This is a genomic window from Ruegeria sp. CDSB086 (genome assembly GCF_059611065.1).
Genome location: NZ_JBXWOV010000008.1, coordinates 111,613 through 132,228, shown reverse-complemented (window position 1 = coordinate 132,228; position 20,616 = coordinate 111,613). Strand labels below are relative to the sequence as shown.

Here is a 20,616-nt window from a genome sequence, read left to right as displayed (position 1 = left end):
ATGAGCGATCTGGGCATTTCCCGGCCAAAAGGTCAGCCGCTGCCAAAGCCGCCTTTTTTGAAGCGGTTTTTTGACTCGACCCTGATTTCGGTCGGGATCTATGCCGTTATCGTCGGGCTGATCGCCTATGGTGCATATATCGGCGCGCAGGGCATGGGGTATAACTGGCAATGGTACCGGGTGCCGCAGTTTCTGTATCGCAATACCGAGGTCGGGTTTGAATGGGGTGAAATTCCCATCGGGCTGGTCGCGACGATCAAATTGTCGGTCACGGCTTTCATTCTGGCTATGGTTATAGGCCTGCTTGTGGCGTTGCTGCGTCTGTCGGATCTTGTCATCGGGTCCGCAGTTGCGGTTGGCTTTCTGGAGCTGATCCGAAATATCCCGCTGTTGGTTCTGCTCTACCTCTTCTATTATGTTCTGGGGCCGATTTTTGGGTTTGACCGATACACGGCCAGTATCCTTACCCTGGCCGTTTTCCATTCTGCCTTGATTTCGGAAATCTTCCGGGCCGGGATCAACGCCGTCCCCACAGGCCAGTGGGAGGCCGCTAAATCCATCGGGATGAGCCCGTCCCAGACTTATCGCTATATCATCCTGCCACAATCCGTCCGCTTCATGCTGCCGCCGATGACCGGTGAAGTCGTTCACCTCATCAAATCTTCGGCCATTGTTAGCGTGATTGCGGTGGCCGAGCTGACGACCTTCGGACGCAACATCATTTCAGACACATACATGAGTTTCGAAATCTGGTTCACCATCGCACTGGTTTATCTGGTGGTGACCCTGATCCTGTCGATTGGCGTAAGCCATCTGGAGAAGAAATATGCCGTCGACCAATAACCCAGAAAATATGTCGGACAACAAGGAGAACCAAGATGAAGCTTTCTCGCAGAATGCTCGGGGCTGCCCTCGGCGCGGTCGTGGCTACCGGTGTGGCGACCTCAGGCTGGGCGCAGAGCGCTACGCAGGAACTATCCAGCGAAAGTGTGATTGAAACTATCAAGCAGGATGGCGTGATCCGGATCGGTCTGTCGCTGTTCGTACCATGGTCGATGCGCGACAAGAATGGCGATCTGATCGGATTCGAACTGGATGTTGGCCGTCAGCTGGCCGAGGATATGGGGGTTGAGGTCGAATTCGTGCCCACCGCTTGGGATGGTATCATCCCGGCGCTGGTCTCAGGCAATTTCGACGTGATCATCTCGGGCATGTCGGTGACAGCGCAGCGGAACCTGACCATTAACTTTACCGATCCATACGCCTATTCGGGTCTGGCCATTCTGGCCAATAAGTCGATGACTGAAGGCATGACGCTTGAGGATTTCAACAATCCCGAAGTGACCTTTGCCGCCCGGCGTGGTGCAACACCTGCGGCGGTGATTGCACAGAACTTCCCAGACGCGACCTTGCTGTTGTTCGATGAAGACGGCGCCTCAACTCAGGAGGTTCTGAATGGGAACGCTCATGCTTCCATGGCAGCGCAGCCAACTCCGAACCGCGAGGCTGGGTTGCACCCTGAAACGCTGAGTGTGCCGTTCGAAAATCTCTATGATCCGCGCGGTGAAGCCTTTGGTGTGCGAAAGGGCGACCCGGACGCCATGAACTATTTCAACAACTGGATCGCGCAGCAGTGGCGTTCCGGTTGGCTGAAAGAACGTCATGACTATTGGTTTGCTGGAAATGAATGGGCTGACCAGGTCGCCCAGTAACCCTGACCCACCCGGGGGGCAGCGATGCAGCCCCCCGGATCTGATACGGAGCGTCTCGCGTGCAGGATTTTCTCAAAAAACTCAGATGGCCGGACTACCTGATCGCCGCGGTTCTGTTCGTGTTTTTCGGGTATATCTGGCTGTCGATTGAAGGCACGCTCAATTATAGGTGGCGCTGGGACGTCATCCCCAGTTACATTGTCGGCTGGCATTCAGGTCGTGAGGAATACTTTGCCAATTTGCTGCTGCAAGGGTTGGCCGCAACGGTTCGCATCAGCCTCTATGCCGGAATTCTGGCGTTGATCCTGGGCACCATTCTGGGTGTAGCCCGCTGTTCATCAAATCTGACCATCCGCATGCTGGCGCGCACCTACTTGGAATTCTTGCGCAATGTGCCGCCGGTTGTTGTCGTTTTCATTTTCTTCTTCTTCCTGTCCCAACAACTGATTGATGCGTTGAATCTGGAACGATGGGCGCGCGGTATCGCGCGGCAGGAAAACAATCAGATCTGGGAGTTCTTCTTCGGTGAAATGCGCCGCTTCCCATCGCTTGTTTCGGGCGTCATTGTCCTGGCCCTTTTTGAGAGCGCATTCGTTGGTGAAATTGTGCGTGCCGGCATCCAGTCGATCCCAAAAGGTCAGCGGGAAGCCGCGCGCTCTATCGGTATGAGCCGCCTTCAGGAACTGCGCTATGTGGTACTGCCGCAAGCGATGAAGAAAGTGGTGCCACCGCTCGCCAATCAGTTCATATCGCTGATCAAGGACAGTTCAATCCTGTCGCTGATTTCTGTGCAGGAACTGACTTACAAAACGGTTGAGCTTGTGGCCTCATCCCGCATGATTTTTGAGGCGTGGATCACCACGGCCGCTTTTTACTTTGTGGTTTGCTTCGGCCTTAGCCGATTGTTTGCGCGGCTTGAAAAACGGTCAGATAAGCGCTGACATATAGGCCAGTATGATACGGCTCTATGATTTCCCGCTTTCGGGCAGTTGTCACAAAGTACGACTGCTGCTGTCCATGCTGGCGCGGGATCATGAGGTCGTCGACGTAGACCTGCTGAACGGTGACCAAAACCAGAGCGCTTTTTTGCAGGTCAATCCGCTGAACAAGGTACCGGTTCTGGACGATGATGGGTTCGTCCTGCGCGACAGTACTGCCATCATGGTCTATCTGGCACAGAAATATGGCGCAGCCGAATGGGCCCCGACCACACCGAAAGAACACGGCGACATACAGCAATGGCTGTCGTTTTCTGTGAATGAAATCTTCCACGGCCTTGCAATGGCCCGGGCGATTGTTCTGTTTGAACGCGACACCGATCTGGCTGAGCCGCTGGCGCTTGGGCGGAAATCCCTGAAGATCATGGAGCAACACTTGTCAGACCATCGCTGGCTGGCCTGCGACCGTCCCACCCTCGCAGATCTGGCCTGCTATCCTTACATAGTTCTGGCGTATCAGGGTGGAATATCGATGTCTCCATACCCGGCGGTGCGGGCATGGATCGCGCGTGTTGAGGCTTTGCCCGGATATGTCCCGATGCCGGGGTTGCCGGCACCGGGTTAAGGGCAAGCGGGGCTATGCTCTGATCTGAACCATGCCTTTTTCGACCCGGGATTCAAACACTTTCATCGGCCGCGTAGCAGGCGCTGAAACCGGGTGCCCATTTCGCACATCAAACGCGCCCTGATGCAGGGGGCACTCGATGACATAGCCATCGAAATACCCGTCACACAGATCCGCACCGCTATGATTGCACAGCGCCAGTGAGGCATAGATACCACCGGGTGTGTCGTAGATTGCGATGATACGTGAGCCGAGTTCGACCCGTGTGACCCAATTTTTTTCCAACCGAGCAGCCTCGATCACGTCCCTCCACGGTTTTACATCTGTCATGGATCACGCCTCCTCCTTGTGCCGGATCTGACGCAGGATTTCGCGGTGGGCAGTCAGATAGCCGCCGGGCTCAATATGGATGTGGTCTTTTAGCTTCTCATGCAAGCGCGGGAGCGCGTGAAACGGGACCGAAGCGACATAGTGATGTTCCGCGTGGTAATTCATGTTCCAGCACAGAAAGGACCACGGTGCCGAAACCAGATTGGTGCGCGTATTTTCCGACATCTGCGCGACGGTCGGGCGTCCGACATGTTCGGTCATCCGGATGAAGCGCATCACCGGCTCGCCCAGAAACAGGGGGATGACCCAATACCAGATCAACCCCCACCAACCCGTGATGGCCATGCCCAGAAAGATTGCCGTATAAATAGCCAGCATTCTGCGGGCATCGCGATATACGGCCTGATGTTCGACTTTCGGAATGAACCGCAACTCGGTCTCGCTGAGATTGCCGCTGGCGTGGCGAAACAGTTCCGTGAATTTGCCGCGCCAATAGGGCAAGGCGGACAGATAAAGCAGATATTTTCCCATTGTTTCGGGCAAAGGGATCAATTCGGGGTCTTCCCCGGTCAGTTGCGTATAGGTGTGATGATCGCAATGCTCGTAGCGAAAGAACCGATGTGGCAGAATGATGATCAGGCCGCAGATCTGACCTACCAAGTCATTCAGCCACCGGGTTCGGAACACCGTATAGTGCACGCATTCATGCTGTAGTGAGAAATGGTGCACCAGAACGATGCCTTGCAGGAACATTGCGGGCCAGATTAGCCAGCTGTTCCAGGCTAGGGTGACAAGGGTAGTTGTGCCAGCTAGTACCAGTACCCAAAGCGCCAGATGGCGCAGGCCGGGGCCGTCGGACCGTTGCATGAGTCCTTTCAGTTCTTCACGCGTGAGCTTGCCTTCGGCCAGTGCCTGAGACAGGGGCGTTACGATTGCTTGTGACATGTGAATTCCACATTTTTGCCGGTGCGGGGGCCGTGCCCTCATCGCATGTACCGGCACCGGAGACGGGAGTGCTCCGCACCATAGGACCTTGTCAGGTGGACCTATTGCAATCAGTTTAGCGCGATGGCACGCGTTCGATCAAGCGGGAAGGCTCAGCCAGTGCGGCGTAGACCGATATCCAGATCGGGGTCGGCGAACAGGGCAGCCGCGCAGGGGTGCTTGTCCAGAATGGTGGCTCCGCCAGGCAGACGGTCGGCGTGGAAAGCCCCGTTTTCCCAGTAGGTCACACCGTCGATTACGATCGTCGGATCAAACACGTTCCAGCTGATTTCGCCTGGGGCATAAGCACCGCAGGTGTGGAAGTGCAGAATACGCGGATTGCCGAAAGCGGACCCGCCCCAACGCTCGAAATTCTCGCGCATGTCCCAAGGGTAGCCGCAGCCCGGGTGGATGCCCGCATGCCAGGAATGCACGAAGTTGCGGTCGATGCCAAACTGACCCGCGACCCGGTCATAATGAGCCTCGGCCTGTGCGGCGTCGGCAGGATCGCCGTCAAACCCTGTCAGGCGCCCGCTTTCCAGCATCGCAAACACCGGTCTTTCGAACTCTACCGTATAATCATCATAGTATTTTGATCCGGTGCCCGTCAGAAATTTCAACGCCACCTTGCCCGAAAAGCTGTGTGCCGGGACTGGCGTGAAGACCGACATGGGGAAGCGCAGGATCGACGTATCGCCTGTCGTATCCGGTTTCATCTCAGGCCGCCCCTGAAAGTCCGTGCCCAGAGGGCAGGTGACCCGCACGTCGGTGGCCCTGTTCAGAACGCCATTGATTCCAGCCTTGATGTCGAGGAAGGCATCGTGATGCCCGTTGGAAAAACCAGAGCCAAAAAGCTCGCGGCTCAGGGCGAAACTGACGATGATCTTCTTGCCCTGTGGCATTTCCGAGAACCGGAGCTGATCCCCGAGACGGGCCAGAAACAGGATGATATCGGCGGTTTCGAACCGCGCCAGGAGGTCAGCGGAAAGGTGTGGATTGTCCGGATTAAAACCTACGTTCACTGCATCAACCGACAGCCCCATGGATCGCGCGGCATGCGTGACGATTTGGACACTATCCGCATCGAAATAGCCGTGTTCGGGAGGTTCATAAGCGATCAACAACCGGTCGCCTGCCGTTGCGTGGGCGCAATTAGTCAATAGATTTCGCGCGCCGCGCTCGGGTGTGATGTCCGACATTCGCGTCTCCTACGGGTTCCGGTCAGTATAGATTAGGCTCGGGTTGTGCGCCTAATCTATTTGAAAGTGATTATGCCTGACATTAGGGTGACTAATATGATCGTAAACCTGCCCTATTCCGCCATGCGCGCCTTCGAGGCAGTTGTCCGACATTCCGGCTTTTCCCCAGCAGCAGCTGAGCTGGGTGTCAGCCAAAGTGCGGTCAGTCAGCATGTGCGGGCGCTTGAGGAATGGCTTGGTCTCGAATTGCTGGTACGTGGTGCACGGTCATCGCGTCCGACCCGCGAAGGGGAACTGCTGGCGCTGGCCATTTCTGAAGGGTTGGGGCGTATTTCGGACGTTTGTACCCAGCTGAGGGACAAGACCCGCACCGACAGGACCATCGTGATTTCATGTCTGCCGGGTTTTGCGTTCAACTGGTTGTTTCCACGCCTTTTAAACTTTGATCTTGCTCATCCGGACCTGTCGATTTCCATTGCCACGGATACCGGGCAATATCCGTTTTCAGGGGCGGATGCGGATATCGGTATTCGCTATGGCCTGGGTGATTACCCTGGCTATCAGGTCGATTTGCTGATGACCGAGCAGCTGTTTCCGGTCTGCGCTCCCTCTTTGATACCAAGCTTGCGTGGGGTCGAAGATCTGGCGCAGCACACGATGCTGGTGGATGAGAACCTGCATCATGGGCCCGCAAGTCCAACGTGGGATTTCTGGGCGCGGCAATGCGGGTTGACGCTACCGTGGCCCTTGCGAACACGGAGGTTTGGGCAATCCAATCTGGTCGTTCAGGCGGCCATCGAGGGGCTTGGTGTCGCTTTAGGGCGGGAGCCTCTGGTCATTGACACATTGTGCGACGGACGTTTGGTGCGACCAGTTCCGGAGCTGACGCAGTCTCCGCTGTCTTATTGGCTGGTTCGACCCCATGAAACTAAGGATAGCCCGAAAGTCGGTGAGTTTCTGAACTGGATCCGCGCCGAGGTTGAGGCGCAGCCAGACATTCCGCCAGCCGCGGGCGCCGGGAATTAGCCTGACTTATACGAGTCATTACCATTCCAGCATGGTGCAAGATCGGCTTGCCGCCCATACTTGCACAAGCCATCTGACAATCTGGAGAGCATTCCAATGTATCTGAGAAACTGCTGGTATGTCGCCGCCTGGAGCAAAGATATCGGTCGCGAGCTGAAGGCCGAGACGTTTCTGGGCGAGAATATAGTGCTTTACCGGCAGAAGGATGGCAGGCCAGTCGCATTGGAGGATGCTTGCCCGCACCGCAAGCTGCCTTTGTCCAAGGGCAACCTGATCGGGGATGTCGTGGAATGTGGCTATCACGGGCTTAAATTTGACTGCACGGGCAAGTGCACGGACAGCCCGACGCAGCGCGGCATGACCCCGCGGCGGGCGGTGGTTAGATCATATCCGGTTGTGGATCGGTATCGGTTCCTTTGGATATGGATGGGCGATCCGGAACTGGCAGATCCCGATAAGATTTTCCCGATCGACAATTTTGACGATGACAGCTGGGGCAAGACCGACGGTGGGGTAATGGATATCGACTGCCATTACCTGTGGGTCTGCGACAACCTGCTTGATCCCAGCCATGTCGCCTGGGTGCATGTATCTTCTTTTGCGGGCGCTGGAACGGATGAAGAGCCGCTGAACGTCGAGCGGACCGACCGTGGCGTCGTCGTCTCGCGCTGGATCGCGAACAAACCGCCATCGCCCTATTACGCCAAACTGGTGGCATTTGACGGCGATTGCGACCGGCTGCAGCACTATGAGATGTGCATGCCCGCGATCGGGCTGAACAAATCCATCTATACGCCGGTCGGGACCGGTGGGTATGATAAGCAACCCATTGCTGAAACGTTCATCAATATCTCCTATAATTTCATGACCCCAATCGATGAAGACCGCACCAGATACTTCTGGTTTCAGCACCGAAATTCCGATCCCGAAAATGCGGAAGTGTCCAAATTCATGAATGACGGTGCGCGCATGGCGTTTCTTGAGGACAAGGACGTTCTGGAAGAAGTCCACAAGGGTATGAAGTACGCCAAGACGCCCAACATCGATCTCGGGTTGGACGCGGGTGCCAAACTGTTTCGCAAAACGCTTGATCGCGCGATCGAAGCCGAAACCACCCCTGTGAGTACAACAGTTCCGGCTTGAGGCGTCGTCTGCGAAAGTTACTTATGTAGTTTCACTTGATCGGGCTATTTGAAGTTGACCCCGCCCTGCCGACCGAATTCTTGGCTAGAAGGGCGGAGTTTGCCACTTGCTTGTTATGTCGCACTGTAGATCACTGGAAACCGGCCCCCAGCGAAGGGCGCACCGGGGCGTAAGCTGTCGTCGTGCAGCCATTCGGTGACAGTATCGCGGGGCTCATAGGTTGCGCCGTCCACAGCGAACCGGATCGCATAGCCGCGTCTGCGCCGGGTTGAGGTGCGGTTGCCCATCGCTGAATGCACAATCATACCGTCAAATGCCAGCGCATCGCCGGGTTTCATCTTCGGGTAGTGAAAGATGTCGTAGTCGGCGCGGTTCATCTCGAAATCGGGCATGTCGATATAGTCTGGGTTGTTCACTTCCAGATAATGCAAAAAGCCCCCAAGCTGGTCCGTTCTGAAGGGCCGGTATTTGGCGCCCCAGGCATGCGAGCCCCTTACGAACTCCAACGCACCGTTGTCGGGGTCCACGGGGTCCAGCGCAATCCACATGGTCATGATCGGGCCTGAGACCGGCCAATAGGGTTGATCCGTATGCCAGCCCGTTTGTGTTTTTGTGCCCGGTTCTTTGGCAAATATCTGGTCGTAGATCAGCGAGGTCCAGGGGCTGTTTGCTACCTCTGCCACACGCTGCCCAATATCAGAATTCAGGCAATAGTCTTGAAACACACCAGGATTTTCACGCATGTTTTTGTAAGCAAAGTAACGGTCGCCTTTGGCAACTTCGTCATCGACAGCCTGGCGCAGCTTACTCAGCCAATCCTGCGACAGCACTTGTTTCAGCAGCACGACTCCGTCGCGCGCATAGGTATTCTGAACGGTTTTCAGGTCAGGTGTTTGTGTCATGTAACGTCCATTTCTGTCACCTCATTCACAGAGGCGGTTGCAGAGGGAAGGCGCGTTGCGCCCGGTTTTTCTGGCGTTACGAGGCGGGTGAACTGCGGCAGTTTATGATGAAGCAGGGCCAAAGCGACCGGGCCGACCATTTGCCGGCGAGACGTCGATGGAACTGTTCCACGCGAAAGCTCATTGCGTCACCTTTCTCCGTTATCTTAGCCGCAATTTCGGCATTGGAATAGAACCCGTGGCGAGTTGTTTTGCATGTCGATTAATTTATTGACTAAATGTGCATACTGATAAATATTATTACCATCATGCAAAATTACTCTGTTTTCTCGCTCGCCCGTAATGCGCTAACCGGGCACCGGAATTGGCCGCAGGTCTGGCGCAGCCCGCCGTTGAAAGACCGCTATGATGTCGTGGTGATCGGGGCAGGAGGTCACGGGCTGGCAACTGCCTATTATCTGGCCAAGGAATTCGGCATCACCAATGTTGCCGTGTTGGAACGCGGCTGGTTGGGCGGCGGCAACATCGCGCGAAATACGGTGACCATTCGATCGAATTACATGAGGGATGAGTCAATCCCATTCTATGTCAAATCCGTCGCCATGTACGAAGGGCTCACGGACGAGTTGAATTTCAACATGATGCATTCCAAACGAACCATGGTGGATGTGGTTCAGACCTGGCCCAAGCTGCGCGAGCTGCGGCGGCGGCAGTTGGTGATGGACATCTACGGCTCGACCTACGAACAGATCACAACCGAGGAATTGCGCCGCCGCATTCCTGCGTTGACTGGCGGCGGCCAAGATGCACGGCTGCCTGTGATTTGCGGCATGGTTCATACGGATGCAGGTGTGAACCGGCATGATGCGGTGGCCTGGGGCTATGCCCGCGCGGCTGACGCGCGCGGGGTTGAGATTCATCAGCAAACAGCGGTGCAATCCCTGCTACGCGGGGCGGATGGGGCCATCGAAGGGGTCGAGACCAACCGGGGCACAGTTCGCGCAAAGAAAGTGGTCGTGGCAGTCTCAGGCCATACAACGACGCTGACCGAAACTGCGGACCTCAGACTTCCGCTGCGGACGATGAACCTGACGGCCTTTGTGTCCGAGCCGGTCAAGCCGCTGGTTGATGTGATCGTGAACTGTCCGGACAGCGGGTTCTATTTCAGCCAGTCCGACAAAGGTGAGATGGTCATCGGCGGCGCGCCCGATATGGGGCAGAGCTTCCGTCGAGACATAAAGCAACATGTATTCGAGGATACCGTGACTGCGATGCTGTCGCTTTTCCCCAGTTTTAAGAAGCTCAAACTGATGCGGCAATGGGGCGGGCATCTGGATATTGCCCATGATGCCTCACCCATCATGGATCAGACGGATGTGCCGGGCCTGTTTGTCACCGCCGGATGGTGGGGAGGGTACAAAGCAATCCCTGCGGGCGGGCTGACGCTGGCGCATCTGGTGGCCAAAGGTGAACCGCACCCGCTGATGGCACCCTTCACACTGGGCAGGTTCCGGCATCTGGATTTCGTAATGGAAGCCGGAACCACCACTGCGCGATAGGAAAGGACAGGATCATGATGCTTATAACCTGCCCGTTCTGTGGCAAGCGCAATGAAAGCGAATTTATCCATGGTGGCCCGGTAGGGGCGGTCCGCCCAGATCCCAATGCCGTCAGCGATGAGGAATGGGTCGAGTATCTGACAGTGACGCCGAATCCATTGGGTCCGGTTCAGGAGAAATGGTGGCACGCACGGGGATGCGGTGAATGGTTCACCATCTGGCGTGATACACGGACCCATGACATTGTGGAGGCACCCGATGGCACAACGTAACCGCCGCGCCTCAGGCGGGCGCATTGACCGAAACCGCCCATTGCATTTCACCTTCAATGGCAAGCCATACGAAGGGTTCAAGGGCGATACGTTGGCCTCGGCCCTGCTGGCCAACGGTATTCGTGTCACCGCCCGCAGTTTTAAATATCACCGCCCGCGCGGTATTATGGGCCACGGGGTCGAAGAACCTGCGACGCTGGTGGAACTGGACGGCGAGGATGCCTCGGGCAACCGTCCCGCGACCACGGTGCCGCTTCGGGACGGGCTCAGCGCACGCTCGGTCAATTGCTGGCCATCGCCCGAGTTCGATCTGGGCGGGATCAATCAGTTACTCTCGCGGTTTATCCCCGCAGGGTTTTACTACAAGACGTTCAAATGGCCGAACTGGCATCTGTTCGAACCTTCAATCCGTCGGGCTGCAGGGTTGGCGGCAGCACCTGAAAGCCCCCCGGCTTCAGGCCATTTTGAAGCCCGAAACGCCCATGCCGATGTGCTGATCGCGGGGGCGGGCCCAGCCGGGCTGCAAGCGGCGCTTGAGGCTGGTCGCGCCGGAAAACGCGTGTTTCTGGCCGATGAGGGCACCGAGGCGGGCGGTAGTTTGTTGAACCGCAACCTGTCTATCGGTGGACGTTCGGCCTTGGACTGGGTCGCGGATGCGGTGGCTGAGCTGCGTGGGATGGAGAAAGTCACCCATCTGCAGAATGCAACCGTCTGGGCCTACCGCGAGCATAATCTGATGATCGTGAACGAACGCGAACCCGAACTGGACGGAGTTTTGGAACGCAGCTGGCGCGTGCGAGCGGGGGAAGTTGTAATCGCAACCGGGGCCACCGAACGTGCCATGGTCTTTGGTGACAATGATCGACCCGGTGTCATGTTGGCCTCTTCGGTACAGGCCTATGTCAACCGCTGGGGCGTTAAGCCCGGGCAGCGTGTGGTGCTGTTTACAAACAACAACAGTGTTTATGCCGTGGCGGCCGATCTGGCAGCAGCCGGTATGCAAGTTGAGGCCATCCTCGACTGTCGCAAAACCGTTCCACCTGAAGCTTTGGAGCTGGTGCCGGATATTCCGGTTCATGCCGCAACCGTTGCTGGTGACGTGCGCGGGCGCAAAAGTGTGCGCGCAGTCAAAGCCGTTCCCGTGACCGGAGGGGCGGGTCGCTGGATCGACTGTGATGTGCTGGGTTGTTCCGGCGGTTGGAACCCGACCGTTCATCTTTGGTCGCAATCCCGCAGCACGTTGCGATTTGATGAGGATCTAGCAGCCTTCGTTCCTGACGAGGCGGTTCAGACTTGTCGCGCTGTGGGCGCAGCGGCTGGTGATCTGACGCTGGATAGGATTGTTGGTGGTGGCGAAGACCTGGCCTACGCGATCGAGCCTCTCTGGCGCGTCAACGTGCCGGGACAGCGCGGGAAGGCGTTTTTGGACGTGCAGAACGATGTCTCGGTCAGCGATGTGCATCTGGCCCTGCGCGAAGGCTATGACAATGTGGAACATGTCAAGCGCTACACGACCGGCGGCATGGGGATCGATCAGGGTAAAACCGGCAATATCAACATCATCGGCACTGTTGCGATGCAAAAGAGCGTGCCGCTGCAAGAGGTTGGAGCAACCACATTTAGATCCCCCTACACGCCTGTTTCGTTCGGTGCGATTGGCGGGTTACGGGAAGGCTGGCGGCTATTTCCCTATCGCCATACCCCTGTAACCCAATGGAATAAGGACAACGGCGCTGTGATGTATGAAGCCGGCGCGCGCTGGCGGCGTCCGGGCTATTTTCCGAAGCCGGGTGAAGGCCTGCAAGAGGCGGTAAACCGCGAATGCCGCGCTGTTCGTGAAGGCGTCGGCGTCTATGACGGCTCACCTCTTGGCACGTTTGAACTGAAGGGAAGGGACGTTCCGAAATTCCTAGATTTCATCTACTCCAACATTATGTCCACGCTGAAACCGGGTGACGGGCGCTATGGGTTGATGTTGTCTGAAGATGGTTTGATCCTGGACGATGGCGTGGCCTTCCGACTGGATGACCACCGCTGGATGATTTCAACCTCGACCGGTCACGCGGATGCGGTGAACCAGCATATGGAAAAGCTGCTGCAAACCGAATTCCCCGACTGGCAGGTGCTGATTACCACTGTCACCAGCCAGTGGAATAATGCCACTATCTGTGGTCCCAAGGCGCGTGAAGTATTGCAGGCGTTGGGCTCGGATATCGACCTCTCGCCCGAGGCGTTCCCTTTCATGTCCTTCCGCGAAGGGACCGTCGCTGGTTTCCCTGCGCGGGTGGTGCGGGTGAGTTTCACCGGTGAACTATCCTATGAGGTCAACGTGGCCCCGCGCCACATGGCGGCCCTGTGGGACAAGGTGATGGAGGTTGGTGCGCCCTTTGGTATCCTGCCTGTGGGTTCGGAATCTAGCCATGTGCTGCGGGTCGAAAAAGGGTTCCTGTCGTTGGGGCATGAGGTCGACGGCACGGTCGATGCCTATGATCTGGGAATGGGATGGGCGATGTCCAAGAAGAAGCCTGACTATCTGGGCAAACGCTCGGTCCATCTGCGCAGGTCAGGCGGCGGTACCCGGCGCGAGCTGGTCGGAATTCTGGCGGATGATACCAACCGGCAAATCCCCGAAGGTGCACCACTGACGCCCGGAGGTCGGAAAGAAGCCACCGACGGGTTGGTCACTGCCTGTGTATGGAGCGTGGTAAACAACCGCTGGGTTGGGCTGGCGTTGCTGGAAGATGGCCACGCGCGGCTGGGTGAAACCGCCCATGTCCGGCTAAAGGATGACGTGATCCCGGTCACGGTTACGAAACCGGTCTTTCACGACCCCGAAGGTAAATTGCTGAGGTCCTGAGATGAGCTATGACGTCACAATTGAACGGTTTGGGTTGATGGCTCTGTTCGACCTCAAAGGCACGCCTGAAGCGGTATCGCAATGGGCTGGGGACGCTTTGCCGAGTTTGCCGCTCCGCCCCAACTGCCGAACAGAAAAGGACGGCATCGAATTGTTTCACATCGGTCGTGACCACTGGATCACCCGCGCCTCACTGGCACAGGAAGACGCGATGGAAGCCCGGCTGAAGCCCACGGACTGCCCGCCAGATATCAGTATTGTTAGGGTCTCGGACACGATGACCTTCTTTCGCATAGTCGGCCCAGATGCAGGTCAGGTGATGTCAATTGCTTGCCCGATGGACCTGCATGACAGCGTGTTCCGGACGGATGCGGTTTCCTATACCGAAGTGTTTGGCCTCAAGGCTTTGGTGATGCGGTGTCAGGATGGTATTGAGTTCGCAGTCGAACAGAGTTTTGCGGATATGGTCGAAGACTATCTGATCCGCGCCACGGCTTGAGGGGAAGATCGGCATGGCTCGAACGCACATCCACAAGTACCAGACGCGCTATCACGCGAAAGCAACCTATTCCAAGGCGATCCGCGCCCGGGGTGACTTTGTCTTCATGCAGGGTCAGGTCGGCACGCTGATGGATGGCACACTGGTTGGCGAAAGCGACCCGGGCGCGCAGGCAGATCAGGCCTGCCGCAACATCCAGCGCTGGATGGAAGAGGCCGGGGGTAGCTTGACCGATGTCTGCAAGTTGACAGTCTACGTCACCGATATTTCGTACCGTCCGGCCGTTTACGAGGCGATCAATCGCTGGTTCGAAGGTGTTCATCACTGTTCGACAGGCGTGGTTGTGCAGGGGTTGGCCGATCCGTCGCTTTTGGTCGAGATCGACGCGATGGCTGTCATCGATGATGATGCTGATACCCTCGGCTGAAGCAGTCGGGTCTATCTGACATCGCATTGCGTAGAAACGCCAGTCATGACAGTGTCCGGTCGAGCCGGCCCGGTTTTGTCTGCGAATTGTAATGCTTTCGACACTCACTTCGATACTGCCCATCTTTTTGATCATTGCGCTAGGCTTGGCCCTGCGCAAAGGCGGCATTCCCAGTACGGATTTCTGGAACCTGAATGACAAGCTTGTCTATTGGGTTCTGATGCCATGCCTTCTGTTCAGCAAAATTTCCCTGTCGCCGTTGGACAAGTCGGCGCTGGGTCTTTATTCGGTTGCTATTCTGGGCGGGTTCGTTGTGGCGCTTCTGTTTGCGCTTCTTAGTGCCCGTTTGATGGGTTTTGCGCCGCCGCAGGCCACCTCGATCCTGCAAGGCAGCGCGCGACATAACTCATTCATCGGACTTGCGCTGGCTGCGAACTTGTTTGGGCCAGCGGGGTTGGATATCGCGATTCTGGCGACCGCAATTCTCGTGCCCACTACTAATATCGTCATGGTGGTTCTGATGGTTGGTGCGCTCAAAGGCGACCGGACCAACAGCCTGGCCGTTGCAATCCTGCGGGAACTCGCGCGCAATCCGTACGTGATTTCGATCTTTCTGGCGGTCTGTGCCAACCAGTTGATCGGTGACAGGATAGCGGTCGTGCATGATGTGACGGATGTTCTGGGTGCAGGCGCTTTGCCGATCACATTGCTGGCTGTCGGTGCCAATCTGAGAGTCCGGGCCATGGCCGCCAGTGCGCTGCCCTTGATTCTGGCCTTCACGGGCAAGATGATTGTTTTCCCTCTGGCAGTATTGGTGATCGGATTGCTGGTAGGACTGCCGCGGGAGGTTCTGCAGATCGCCGTCGTCTATTCGGTGGTGCCCACTGGTGCGTCTTCGTACACGCTGGCCAAGCACTTGGGTGGAGACGCGCCGCTGATGGCGGCCATTGTCACGTTGCAGACGTTGATAGCAGCCGTCAGCATTCCCGTATCACTTGCTTTGCTGCTGCCCCTAATTCCTTAAGCGGTCATTGCGACAAGTGTTCATGGGCCCAGACCGCGATGTCCAACAGGCGGGCGTCATCACCCTTTCGTCCGATCAATTGAATGCCAAGCGGCAGGCCATTCTGGTCGGTCCCGAATGGCAAAGCGACCGAAGGCACCTGCAACAGGTTCCACATCCGGGAAAAAAGCGGATCTCCAGTAGCGTCCAAACCGGCAGGGGCTGGTCCGGGGGCCGACGGGACCAACAGAGCGTCCACATCCCGGAACATCTGATCCAGCATCGCGCCCGCCCGGTCGCGTAGGTCCAGCGCGGCTTGGTATTCTGCGTCGGTAACGGCCAGCCCCGCTGTGACAAGGTCGTGAAATTGCGGGCTGATGGCGGGCATGCCTACAGCGTATTCTGCAGCGCGCTGCAGCGCGACCTCGTAGCCCATGACGGTAATCTGAGCCTGCGTAAGTTCGGCAAAAACGGGTGGAAGAGCAATTTCGCCGGTCTCGGCTCTCGTTGCGGCAAGGGCGGCTAACGCACGCGTGCACGTGTCCCGCATCTCGACCGAACCGTCCTGCCAGTGCGGGCCGCGCATTAGGCTGATCCGAGGCAAAGCCTCGTCGAACTCAACTGGCGGTGCCGGGTCAGTTTGGCACATTACCGCATCGGTCAGCACAAAGTCGCGGGGATCACGAGCCAGAAGGCCGAGTGTATCCAGGCTTTGGGACAAGCCCATGACACCCGTCAGAACATACCGTCCGGTGGTTGGCTTGAACCCGCAGACCCCGCAATACGCTGCTGGTCGGATCAGCGAGGCTGCGGTTTGCGAACCAAATGCGAGCGGAGCCATGAAATCGGCCACAGCTGCGGCAGAGCCGGATGACGAGCCACCCGGCGTATGCACGGGATTCGCCGGATTGGCAGTTTTACCGGGTTTGAAGTAGGCGAATTCGGTGGAGATGGTTTTTCCGATTGGGATCGCGCCCGCGTCCAAAAAAGCCTGAACGCAGACTGCATTGCGGTCGGGGCGGCGCCCGGCATACAGGTCGCTACCCCATCCTGTCGGCATGTCTTCGGTGTCGATGATATCCTTGATCACAAACGGCACGCCATGGAGCGGCCTACTAACGGGGAGAGTATCGGCGGCCTTTGCACGCTCCATGGCGCGGTCCGCTTCGAGGGTTTGAAAAGCCCCGATGACGGGTTCACGGTTTGTGATCCGGTCCAGATGGGCCGCCATCACCTCGGAAGGCTTCACCTCACCTGCCCGGATCAATGTGGCAAGTTCATGGGCAGAATGATGGTTCAGCTCGGTCATGCCTCCAGCGCTTTCAACGCGTTGGCAAAGGGGGCGACTGGCATGTCGTAGATGCCACCGCCTAAGCGCCCGGCCTCGCCCAATCGGTCAAGAATGCCCAGCCCGATCACAGGCCCCGAACCCTGTTCCACGGCACCCCGCGCCGTGCCACCCAGCCGAACATCCAGGGCTCGGAAATACGGATGCGCCCCGACTGACAGACCAGACATACGCGCTTGTGCGTCGTCGGGCAGATAGGCACCCAGACCCTTCTTTTGTTCAGGGCTCAGATCGATGGCCATTGCCCCCAGCCCGAATGCCTCGACCACGGCACTGTCCCCGATTGCGCCAAGGGCGCGGTCCTGCGGCAGATCCAGGTCAAACGCTCCTTTGGGAGGGCTGGCCGGGATTGTGAACCAACGGCCCGGCAGGCCCGAGATCTGGATGCCAACTTCACGCCCATTACCGCCTGCAGCGGTGACGAAGCTTGATCCTTCAATGCCCTCCGCCAGTTTCATCATGCATTTGGTCGCCGCCATCCAGAGGTTGAGAAACAGTGAGGGCGAGCTGTCCATAAAGGCCAACACGTCGTCATCCGTGATCCCGCCGGTGGTGCGATCCTTGAGTTCAGCAATCAACGCCTGTGCGGCCACGGGTGTACGGCCATGGCAATCATCCCCGCCCATCAGGCCGATCACGGCCAGCGGGACCAGCGCGATCCCTTCGGCAATCCCTTTCTCCAGAACATCAAGAAACCGGGTGTTGAGCCAGCGAATGTGGTTGAGCACCGCCTCGGACCTCAGCCCTAAACGCATCGCTGGGCGGCTGCCTGCATTGATCGGCGCGTAAACACGTTGTTGGCCACGCCACGCGTCATAGACTGTTTGCAGGGGCATATCCGCCGAGACCACGGCGGCCAGAGGTGTCACGACATCGTGGTCTTGCGCGGGTTTCAGCACGATCTCGCCTGCGTTAATCATCGCCTCGGCCTGATCGAAATTCTGTGCTAGCCCTTGCCAGACTGCAGCGACACAGGCCGAGTTCAGGATCGGCGCGGTGATCTGATCCGGGCTGGCGAAGGCGGGACCGGCATGTAGCAGTACATTTTCGTCCAACGTCAGCGCCTCGGATGCTGTATTGAACCGGTTCCAGACCGGTTGTGTCACCATGGCCTTGTCAAACGCCAGCTGATCAGCCGGATGCAGCATCAAGTATCCTCCGGTGGGATGATCCATGTTTCCGAGAAGTAGAGGAAGGCAGTCGTTGTATCATACCCAGCCTGCACCCGTGTGCCCAACTTGCCCGGCAATGCGTGACCATTAACGATGATCTGCGCCGAATGTGCAGGCACCAGTAGCGAGAACATGTTCTGCTCGCCCGAAGCGACCTCATGCGGAGACAGCTCCAGCGCGCGAGGCGGCTCGAGCCCTTCCCAGACCAGTTCAACTGTCAGGTTTTCTCCGGCGATGGTTTCGGTATAGCGGTGGCTCATCGGATCGCCCGAGGATCGGACGACCTGCGCGCCTATCTCGGGGAGAGAAGCAAAAGCGGGAGCATTTGCGAAAGCGGCCAGTTTGCTGATGAAGTTGGCCTTCAGAAAGGCGGTCAGATCGGGATTATCGCTCAGGATCACGTTCGGTGCCTCGGGCGGTCCGTCCATCTGATCTGGCGTTCCGTACAGCAGCAGCACCTGACCTTGCCCAACCGGAGACCATGCCACGCGAAAGAACAGCGCCATAGCGGTGAAATTGTTGTTGTCGTCTTTCAGCAGGATGCCCGGGTTCTCGCCTGTCCAGTCGACTGTCCCGGGGGTGATCGGTTCGTTCAACGGCATTACAGATCCTCCTGCGGGGTCACCCAGGTTTCGGAAAAGGCCAGAAAGGCGGTAGACATGGTGCGGCCAAAGAACTGGCGGCTTGCGACCTGACCGGGGAGCGGGGTGCCGTTGATGACGACCTGCGCCGCCTTGGCCTCGAGGAACACTGAATACATCTCATGCTCTTTGGTTGCCGAGTTTTCCTTAGTGACCTCAACCGGAAAGGGTGGACCCATTTCCTGCCAGATCATCTCGACCGTGACGCCCGAGCCGCGCAGGGTCTCGGAATAGCGCGATCTCAAATCGCCAGGGCGTTTTTCGACGCTGTCACAGTCCAGCCAGCTCATCGCGTCGAGGCCTGCCTTTCCGATAAAGGTGGGCATCTTGGTGACCCAGCCATCCACGATCCAGCGCATCATGCGTTGGTTGTCCGTCATGATCAGATTGGGTGCGTGCGGCCAACCCTGCGCTTGATCCGGCGCGCCCAGGATCAATGCGGCGTGGCCCCGACCATAGGGCGACAGTACCACCCGGAAGAACAGCGCCAGAGTGCCATAGTGGTCCTGCGTCGAGTTCTGTTTCAGATAAATGCCGGGGTTTTCGCCGGACCAGTCGACCCGACCCGGATTATGTGGAACACGATTGGTCATGACCAGCTTGCCTCGTACTTTTTCAGCGCATCGACGATGAACGTCTTGCGGGTCTCGCCCTGCAATTGGTCGCCAGATTTGTAGATCTCAGCTACCTGATGCGAGATTTCCTTGAGCACTGCACCATCGTCGCGGCCGTCCTGAAGCGGGATGCGCAGCATTGTGTCCCCGGCATAGGTCGGTATCACCTGACCGGCAAAGCTATCGGTCGGTTGCGGAGGGGACTGACCGTCTTTCAACGCACGAATGGCGTTGCGCAGCAGGCGGCGTGCCTTGGCCACACCCCGATCCGTAAAGCTGAGGTTTTCGCGGGCATGGATGTTCCGCGGCCCCTGACTGACCCAGGCGTCATAGTCGCCGGGGTCCCGCTGGCGCATCTCATAGGGTCGATCGGGATCCTGGCCATAGAAATCCGTCATCCCAAAGCCCACTTTGCTTTTGTCCGTTAGGCCCTTTGGATCGTCATTCGCCGCCGCATCCCGGAAGTGGCGCCATGCGATGACCATCGTGTTGGTGTCGTCAATCGGGGTTATCCAACGCGACAGCCCGCAGCGCCCAAAATAGCGCGGCTCGTCTGGCACCGGGAAGTGGCCGCCATTTTGCGTGAACGACGGCAGCATATGGTCATGTATGCGCACCCAGACGATATCTTCGACACGTCGGACATTGGTGTAAAAATCGCCCGTTTGACTATCGTGAAACTCGATCATCGGCATCTCGGCAAAGGCGTCGATGAACTGGCTGCGTACGGCCAGTGTATGCAGGTAGACAACATGGAACGGGTCCCATGCGTTTTCCATCACCTGAAGCCAGTTGCACGGGGATTTGATGAGGTAAGGCACCAACTCGTCGCCACCTTCGTCAAATGTGTCCATTACTGGGAATGGGGGTTGCTCGTCGGGGGGGCCCATAAATGCAAAGGCCAAACCCTTGTATTCGATCACCGGATATGCCCCCAGACAGGCCTTTTTCTTGACCTGTGAGGCGGGCGGCTCACATGGGGTTTCCAGAATGGTGCCGTCCAAGCCGTATTTCCAGCCATGGTATGAGCATCTAATTCCGCCTTCCTCAACGATGCCGAATTCCAGGCTCATGTTGCGGTGACAGCAATGCAGATGGGTCAGACCCAGCTTGCCCTCTTTTTTTTCGCGGAACAGAACCAGATCTTCGCCCAGAATACGCAGGCGATAGGGCAGGTCGCCAATCTGATCGGTCATTGCCACCGGCATCCAGAACCGGCGCAGGTATTCACCGCACGGCGTGCCGGGGCCAACCTCGGTCAGTTCGGGGTCAGGTTGCTGTTGCCAGACTTTTTGTTGGTCGTGACCGCGGAAATTGCCCTTGGGGGCTGAGAAATGATCGTTCATGCCGTCCTCCGTGCGTATC

Annotated in this window: 21 protein-coding genes; 12 read left to right on the top strand and 9 right to left on the bottom strand. The window is 57.6% G+C overall.

Going from position 1 to position 20,616, the window contains the following annotated elements; translation table 11 throughout:
* The 4 genes from AC2FIO_RS17175 to AC2FIO_RS17160 are packed head-to-tail and all read left to right on the top strand — an operon-like array spanning position 1 to position 3,275.
* Positions 1-843, top strand: a complete 843-nt coding sequence (locus AC2FIO_RS17175; RefSeq protein ID WP_282121047.1) for an amino acid ABC transporter permease — start codon at positions 1-3, stop codon at positions 841-843.
* Between the two features lie 35 nt (positions 844-878).
* Positions 879-1,712 (top strand): transporter substrate-binding domain-containing protein, encoded by an 834-nt coding sequence (locus AC2FIO_RS17170; protein WP_282121046.1) that lies wholly within the window; start codon positions 879-881, stop codon positions 1,710-1,712.
* A gap of 59 nt (positions 1,713-1,771) precedes the next feature.
* Positions 1,772-2,653, top strand: coding sequence for an amino acid ABC transporter permease (locus AC2FIO_RS17165; RefSeq protein ID WP_496699166.1), 882 nt, complete (start codon positions 1,772-1,774; stop codon positions 2,651-2,653).
* 13 nt (positions 2,654-2,666) lie between these two features.
* Positions 2,667-3,275 carry a glutathione S-transferase family protein gene (locus AC2FIO_RS17160; protein ID WP_496699164.1) on the top strand — a complete coding sequence of 203 codons (609 nt, stop codon included), beginning with the start codon at positions 2,667-2,669 and terminating at the stop codon, positions 3,273-3,275.
* A gap of 12 nt (positions 3,276-3,287) precedes the next feature.
* Here the strand turns inward: AC2FIO_RS17160 and AC2FIO_RS17155 are convergent, their stop codons facing one another.
* The 3 genes from AC2FIO_RS17155 to AC2FIO_RS17145 all read right to left on the bottom strand — a co-directional run bounded on the left by AC2FIO_RS17155 (position 3,288) and on the right by AC2FIO_RS17145 (position 5,788).
* Positions 3,288-3,605 (bottom strand): non-heme iron oxygenase ferredoxin subunit, encoded by a 318-nt coding sequence (locus tag AC2FIO_RS17155; protein WP_496699162.1) that lies wholly within the window; start codon positions 3,603-3,605, stop codon positions 3,288-3,290.
* A 3-nt stretch (positions 3,606-3,608) separates the two neighbouring features.
* Positions 3,609-4,550, bottom strand: coding sequence for a fatty acid desaturase family protein (locus AC2FIO_RS17150; RefSeq protein WP_496699160.1), 942 nt, complete (start codon positions 4,548-4,550; stop codon positions 3,609-3,611).
* A gap of 152 nt (positions 4,551-4,702) precedes the next feature.
* A complete protein-coding gene (locus AC2FIO_RS17145) occupies positions 4,703-5,788 on the bottom strand; it encodes a hypothetical protein (RefSeq protein WP_496699158.1) in 1,086 nt (361 codons plus the stop codon).
* 96 nt (positions 5,789-5,884) lie between these two features.
* On the opposite strand from AC2FIO_RS17145, the gene AC2FIO_RS17140 reads away from it, so the two are divergent.
* Positions 5,885-6,814: a LysR substrate-binding domain-containing protein gene (locus tag AC2FIO_RS17140; protein WP_496699156.1), complete on the top strand. Its 930-nt coding sequence runs from the start codon at positions 5,885-5,887 to the stop codon at positions 6,812-6,814.
* Positions 6,815-6,910: 96 nt separating this feature from the next.
* Positions 6,911-7,957: an aromatic ring-hydroxylating dioxygenase subunit alpha gene (locus AC2FIO_RS17135; protein ID WP_496699154.1), complete on the top strand. Its 1,047-nt coding sequence runs from the start codon at positions 6,911-6,913 to the stop codon at positions 7,955-7,957.
* Positions 7,958-8,070: 113 nt separating this feature from the next.
* On the opposite strand, the gene AC2FIO_RS17130 is transcribed toward AC2FIO_RS17135, so the two are convergent.
* Positions 8,071-8,859, bottom strand: coding sequence for a phytanoyl-CoA dioxygenase family protein (locus tag AC2FIO_RS17130; RefSeq protein WP_496699152.1), 789 nt, complete (start codon positions 8,857-8,859; stop codon positions 8,071-8,073).
* Between the two features lie 308 nt (positions 8,860-9,167).
* On the opposite strand from AC2FIO_RS17130, the gene AC2FIO_RS17125 reads away from it, so the two are divergent.
* The 6 genes from AC2FIO_RS17125 to AC2FIO_RS17100 all read left to right on the top strand — a co-directional run bounded on the left by AC2FIO_RS17125 (position 9,168) and on the right by AC2FIO_RS17100 (position 15,497).
* On the top strand, positions 9,168-10,418 hold the full coding sequence (locus AC2FIO_RS17125) for an FAD-dependent oxidoreductase (RefSeq protein ID WP_282154146.1): 1,251 nt from the start codon (positions 9,168-9,170) through the stop codon (positions 10,416-10,418).
* 14 nt (positions 10,419-10,432) lie between these two features.
* Complete coding sequence (locus tag AC2FIO_RS17120) at positions 10,433-10,690, top strand: sarcosine oxidase subunit delta (protein ID WP_282121036.1); 258 nt, start codon at positions 10,433-10,435, stop codon at positions 10,688-10,690.
* Positions 10,677-13,547 (top strand): 2Fe-2S iron-sulfur cluster-binding protein, encoded by a 2,871-nt coding sequence (locus AC2FIO_RS17115; protein WP_496699149.1) that lies wholly within the window; start codon positions 10,677-10,679, stop codon positions 13,545-13,547. The genes AC2FIO_RS17120 and AC2FIO_RS17115 overlap by 14 nt, the downstream gene beginning before the upstream one ends.
* Before the next feature lies 1 nt (position 13,548).
* Positions 13,549-14,046, top strand: a complete 498-nt coding sequence (locus AC2FIO_RS17110) for a sarcosine oxidase subunit gamma (protein WP_282121034.1) — start codon at positions 13,549-13,551, stop codon at positions 14,044-14,046.
* A gap of 13 nt (positions 14,047-14,059) precedes the next feature.
* Entirely contained in the window at positions 14,060-14,473 is a 414-nt protein-coding gene (locus AC2FIO_RS17105; protein WP_282121033.1) for a RidA family protein, read from the top strand.
* Positions 14,474-14,564: 91 nt separating this feature from the next.
* Positions 14,565-15,497 carry an AEC family transporter gene (locus AC2FIO_RS17100; protein WP_282121032.1) on the top strand — a complete coding sequence of 311 codons (933 nt, stop codon included), beginning with the start codon at positions 14,565-14,567 and terminating at the stop codon, positions 15,495-15,497.
* A gap of 4 nt (positions 15,498-15,501) precedes the next feature.
* On the opposite strand, the gene AC2FIO_RS17095 is transcribed toward AC2FIO_RS17100, so the two are convergent.
* Genes AC2FIO_RS17095 through AC2FIO_RS17075 form a run of 5 tightly spaced genes read right to left on the bottom strand, consistent with a single transcriptional unit; the run spans position 15,502 to position 20,597 of the window.
* Entirely contained in the window at positions 15,502-16,785 is a 1,284-nt protein-coding gene (locus AC2FIO_RS17095) for an amidase (protein WP_496699146.1), read from the bottom strand.
* Complete coding sequence (locus tag AC2FIO_RS17090) at positions 16,782-17,972, bottom strand: YlbE family protein (RefSeq protein WP_496699144.1); 1,191 nt, start codon at positions 17,970-17,972, stop codon at positions 16,782-16,784. Before AC2FIO_RS17090 ends, AC2FIO_RS17095 begins: the two co-directional genes overlap by 4 nt.
* Positions 17,972-18,598: a hypothetical protein gene (locus AC2FIO_RS17085; RefSeq protein ID WP_496699142.1), complete on the bottom strand. Its 627-nt coding sequence runs from the start codon at positions 18,596-18,598 to the stop codon at positions 17,972-17,974. The genes AC2FIO_RS17090 and AC2FIO_RS17085 overlap by 1 nt, the downstream gene beginning before the upstream one ends.
* Positions 18,598-19,230, bottom strand: coding sequence for a hypothetical protein (locus AC2FIO_RS17080; RefSeq protein ID WP_496699140.1), 633 nt, complete (start codon positions 19,228-19,230; stop codon positions 18,598-18,600). Before AC2FIO_RS17080 ends, AC2FIO_RS17085 begins: the two co-directional genes overlap by 1 nt.
* Entirely contained in the window at positions 19,227-20,597 is a 1,371-nt protein-coding gene (locus AC2FIO_RS17075) for a Rieske 2Fe-2S domain-containing protein (protein ID WP_496699138.1), read from the bottom strand. The genes AC2FIO_RS17080 and AC2FIO_RS17075 overlap by 4 nt, the downstream gene beginning before the upstream one ends.
* Between the last annotated feature and the right edge of the window lie 19 nt (positions 20,598-20,616).

Bases quoted from the DNA above. Each gene is read 5' to 3' on its own strand.
- AC2FIO_RS17175 (WP_282121047.1), top strand. From the start codon at position 1: ATGAGCGATCTGGGCATTTCCCGGCCAAAAGGTCAGCCGCTGCCAAAG.
- AC2FIO_RS17170 (WP_282121046.1), top strand. From the start codon at position 879: ATGAAGCTTTCTCGCAGAATGCTCGGGGCTGCCCTCGGCGCGGTCGTG.
- AC2FIO_RS17160 (WP_496699164.1), top strand. From the start codon at position 2,667: ATGATACGGCTCTATGATTTCCCGCTTTCGGGCAGTTGTCACAAAGTA.
- AC2FIO_RS17155 (WP_496699162.1), bottom strand. From the start codon at position 3,605: ATGACAGATGTAAAACCGTGGAGGGACGTGATCGAGGCTGCTCGGTTG.
- AC2FIO_RS17150 (WP_496699160.1), bottom strand. From the start codon at position 4,550: ATGTCACAAGCAATCGTAACGCCCCTGTCTCAGGCACTGGCCGAAGGC.
- AC2FIO_RS17145 (WP_496699158.1), bottom strand. From the start codon at position 5,788: ATGTCGGACATCACACCCGAGCGCGGCGCGCGAAATCTATTGACTAAT.
- AC2FIO_RS17140 (WP_496699156.1), top strand. From the start codon at position 5,885: ATGATCGTAAACCTGCCCTATTCCGCCATGCGCGCCTTCGAGGCAGTT.
- AC2FIO_RS17135 (WP_496699154.1), top strand. From the start codon at position 6,911: ATGTATCTGAGAAACTGCTGGTATGTCGCCGCCTGGAGCAAAGATATC.
- AC2FIO_RS17130 (WP_496699152.1), bottom strand. From the start codon at position 8,859: ATGACACAAACACCTGACCTGAAAACCGTTCAGAATACCTATGCGCGC.
- AC2FIO_RS17125 (WP_282154146.1), top strand. From the start codon at position 9,168: ATGCAAAATTACTCTGTTTTCTCGCTCGCCCGTAATGCGCTAACCGGG.
- AC2FIO_RS17120 (WP_282121036.1), top strand. From the start codon at position 10,433: ATGATGCTTATAACCTGCCCGTTCTGTGGCAAGCGCAATGAAAGCGAA.
- AC2FIO_RS17115 (WP_496699149.1), top strand. From the start codon at position 10,677: ATGGCACAACGTAACCGCCGCGCCTCAGGCGGGCGCATTGACCGAAAC.
- AC2FIO_RS17110 (WP_282121034.1), top strand. From the start codon at position 13,549: ATGAGCTATGACGTCACAATTGAACGGTTTGGGTTGATGGCTCTGTTC.
- AC2FIO_RS17105 (WP_282121033.1), top strand. From the start codon at position 14,060: ATGGCTCGAACGCACATCCACAAGTACCAGACGCGCTATCACGCGAAA.
- AC2FIO_RS17100 (WP_282121032.1), top strand. From the start codon at position 14,565: ATGCTTTCGACACTCACTTCGATACTGCCCATCTTTTTGATCATTGCG.
- AC2FIO_RS17095 (WP_496699146.1), bottom strand. From the start codon at position 16,785: ATGACCGAGCTGAACCATCATTCTGCCCATGAACTTGCCACATTGATC.
- AC2FIO_RS17090 (WP_496699144.1), bottom strand. From the start codon at position 17,972: ATGCTGCATCCGGCTGATCAGCTGGCGTTTGACAAGGCCATGGTGACA.
- AC2FIO_RS17085 (WP_496699142.1), bottom strand. From the start codon at position 18,598: ATGCCGTTGAACGAACCGATCACCCCCGGGACAGTCGACTGGACAGGC.
- AC2FIO_RS17080 (WP_496699140.1), bottom strand. From the start codon at position 19,230: ATGACCAATCGTGTTCCACATAATCCGGGTCGGGTCGACTGGTCCGGC.
- AC2FIO_RS17075 (WP_496699138.1), bottom strand. From the start codon at position 20,597: ATGAACGATCATTTCTCAGCCCCCAAGGGCAATTTCCGCGGTCACGAC.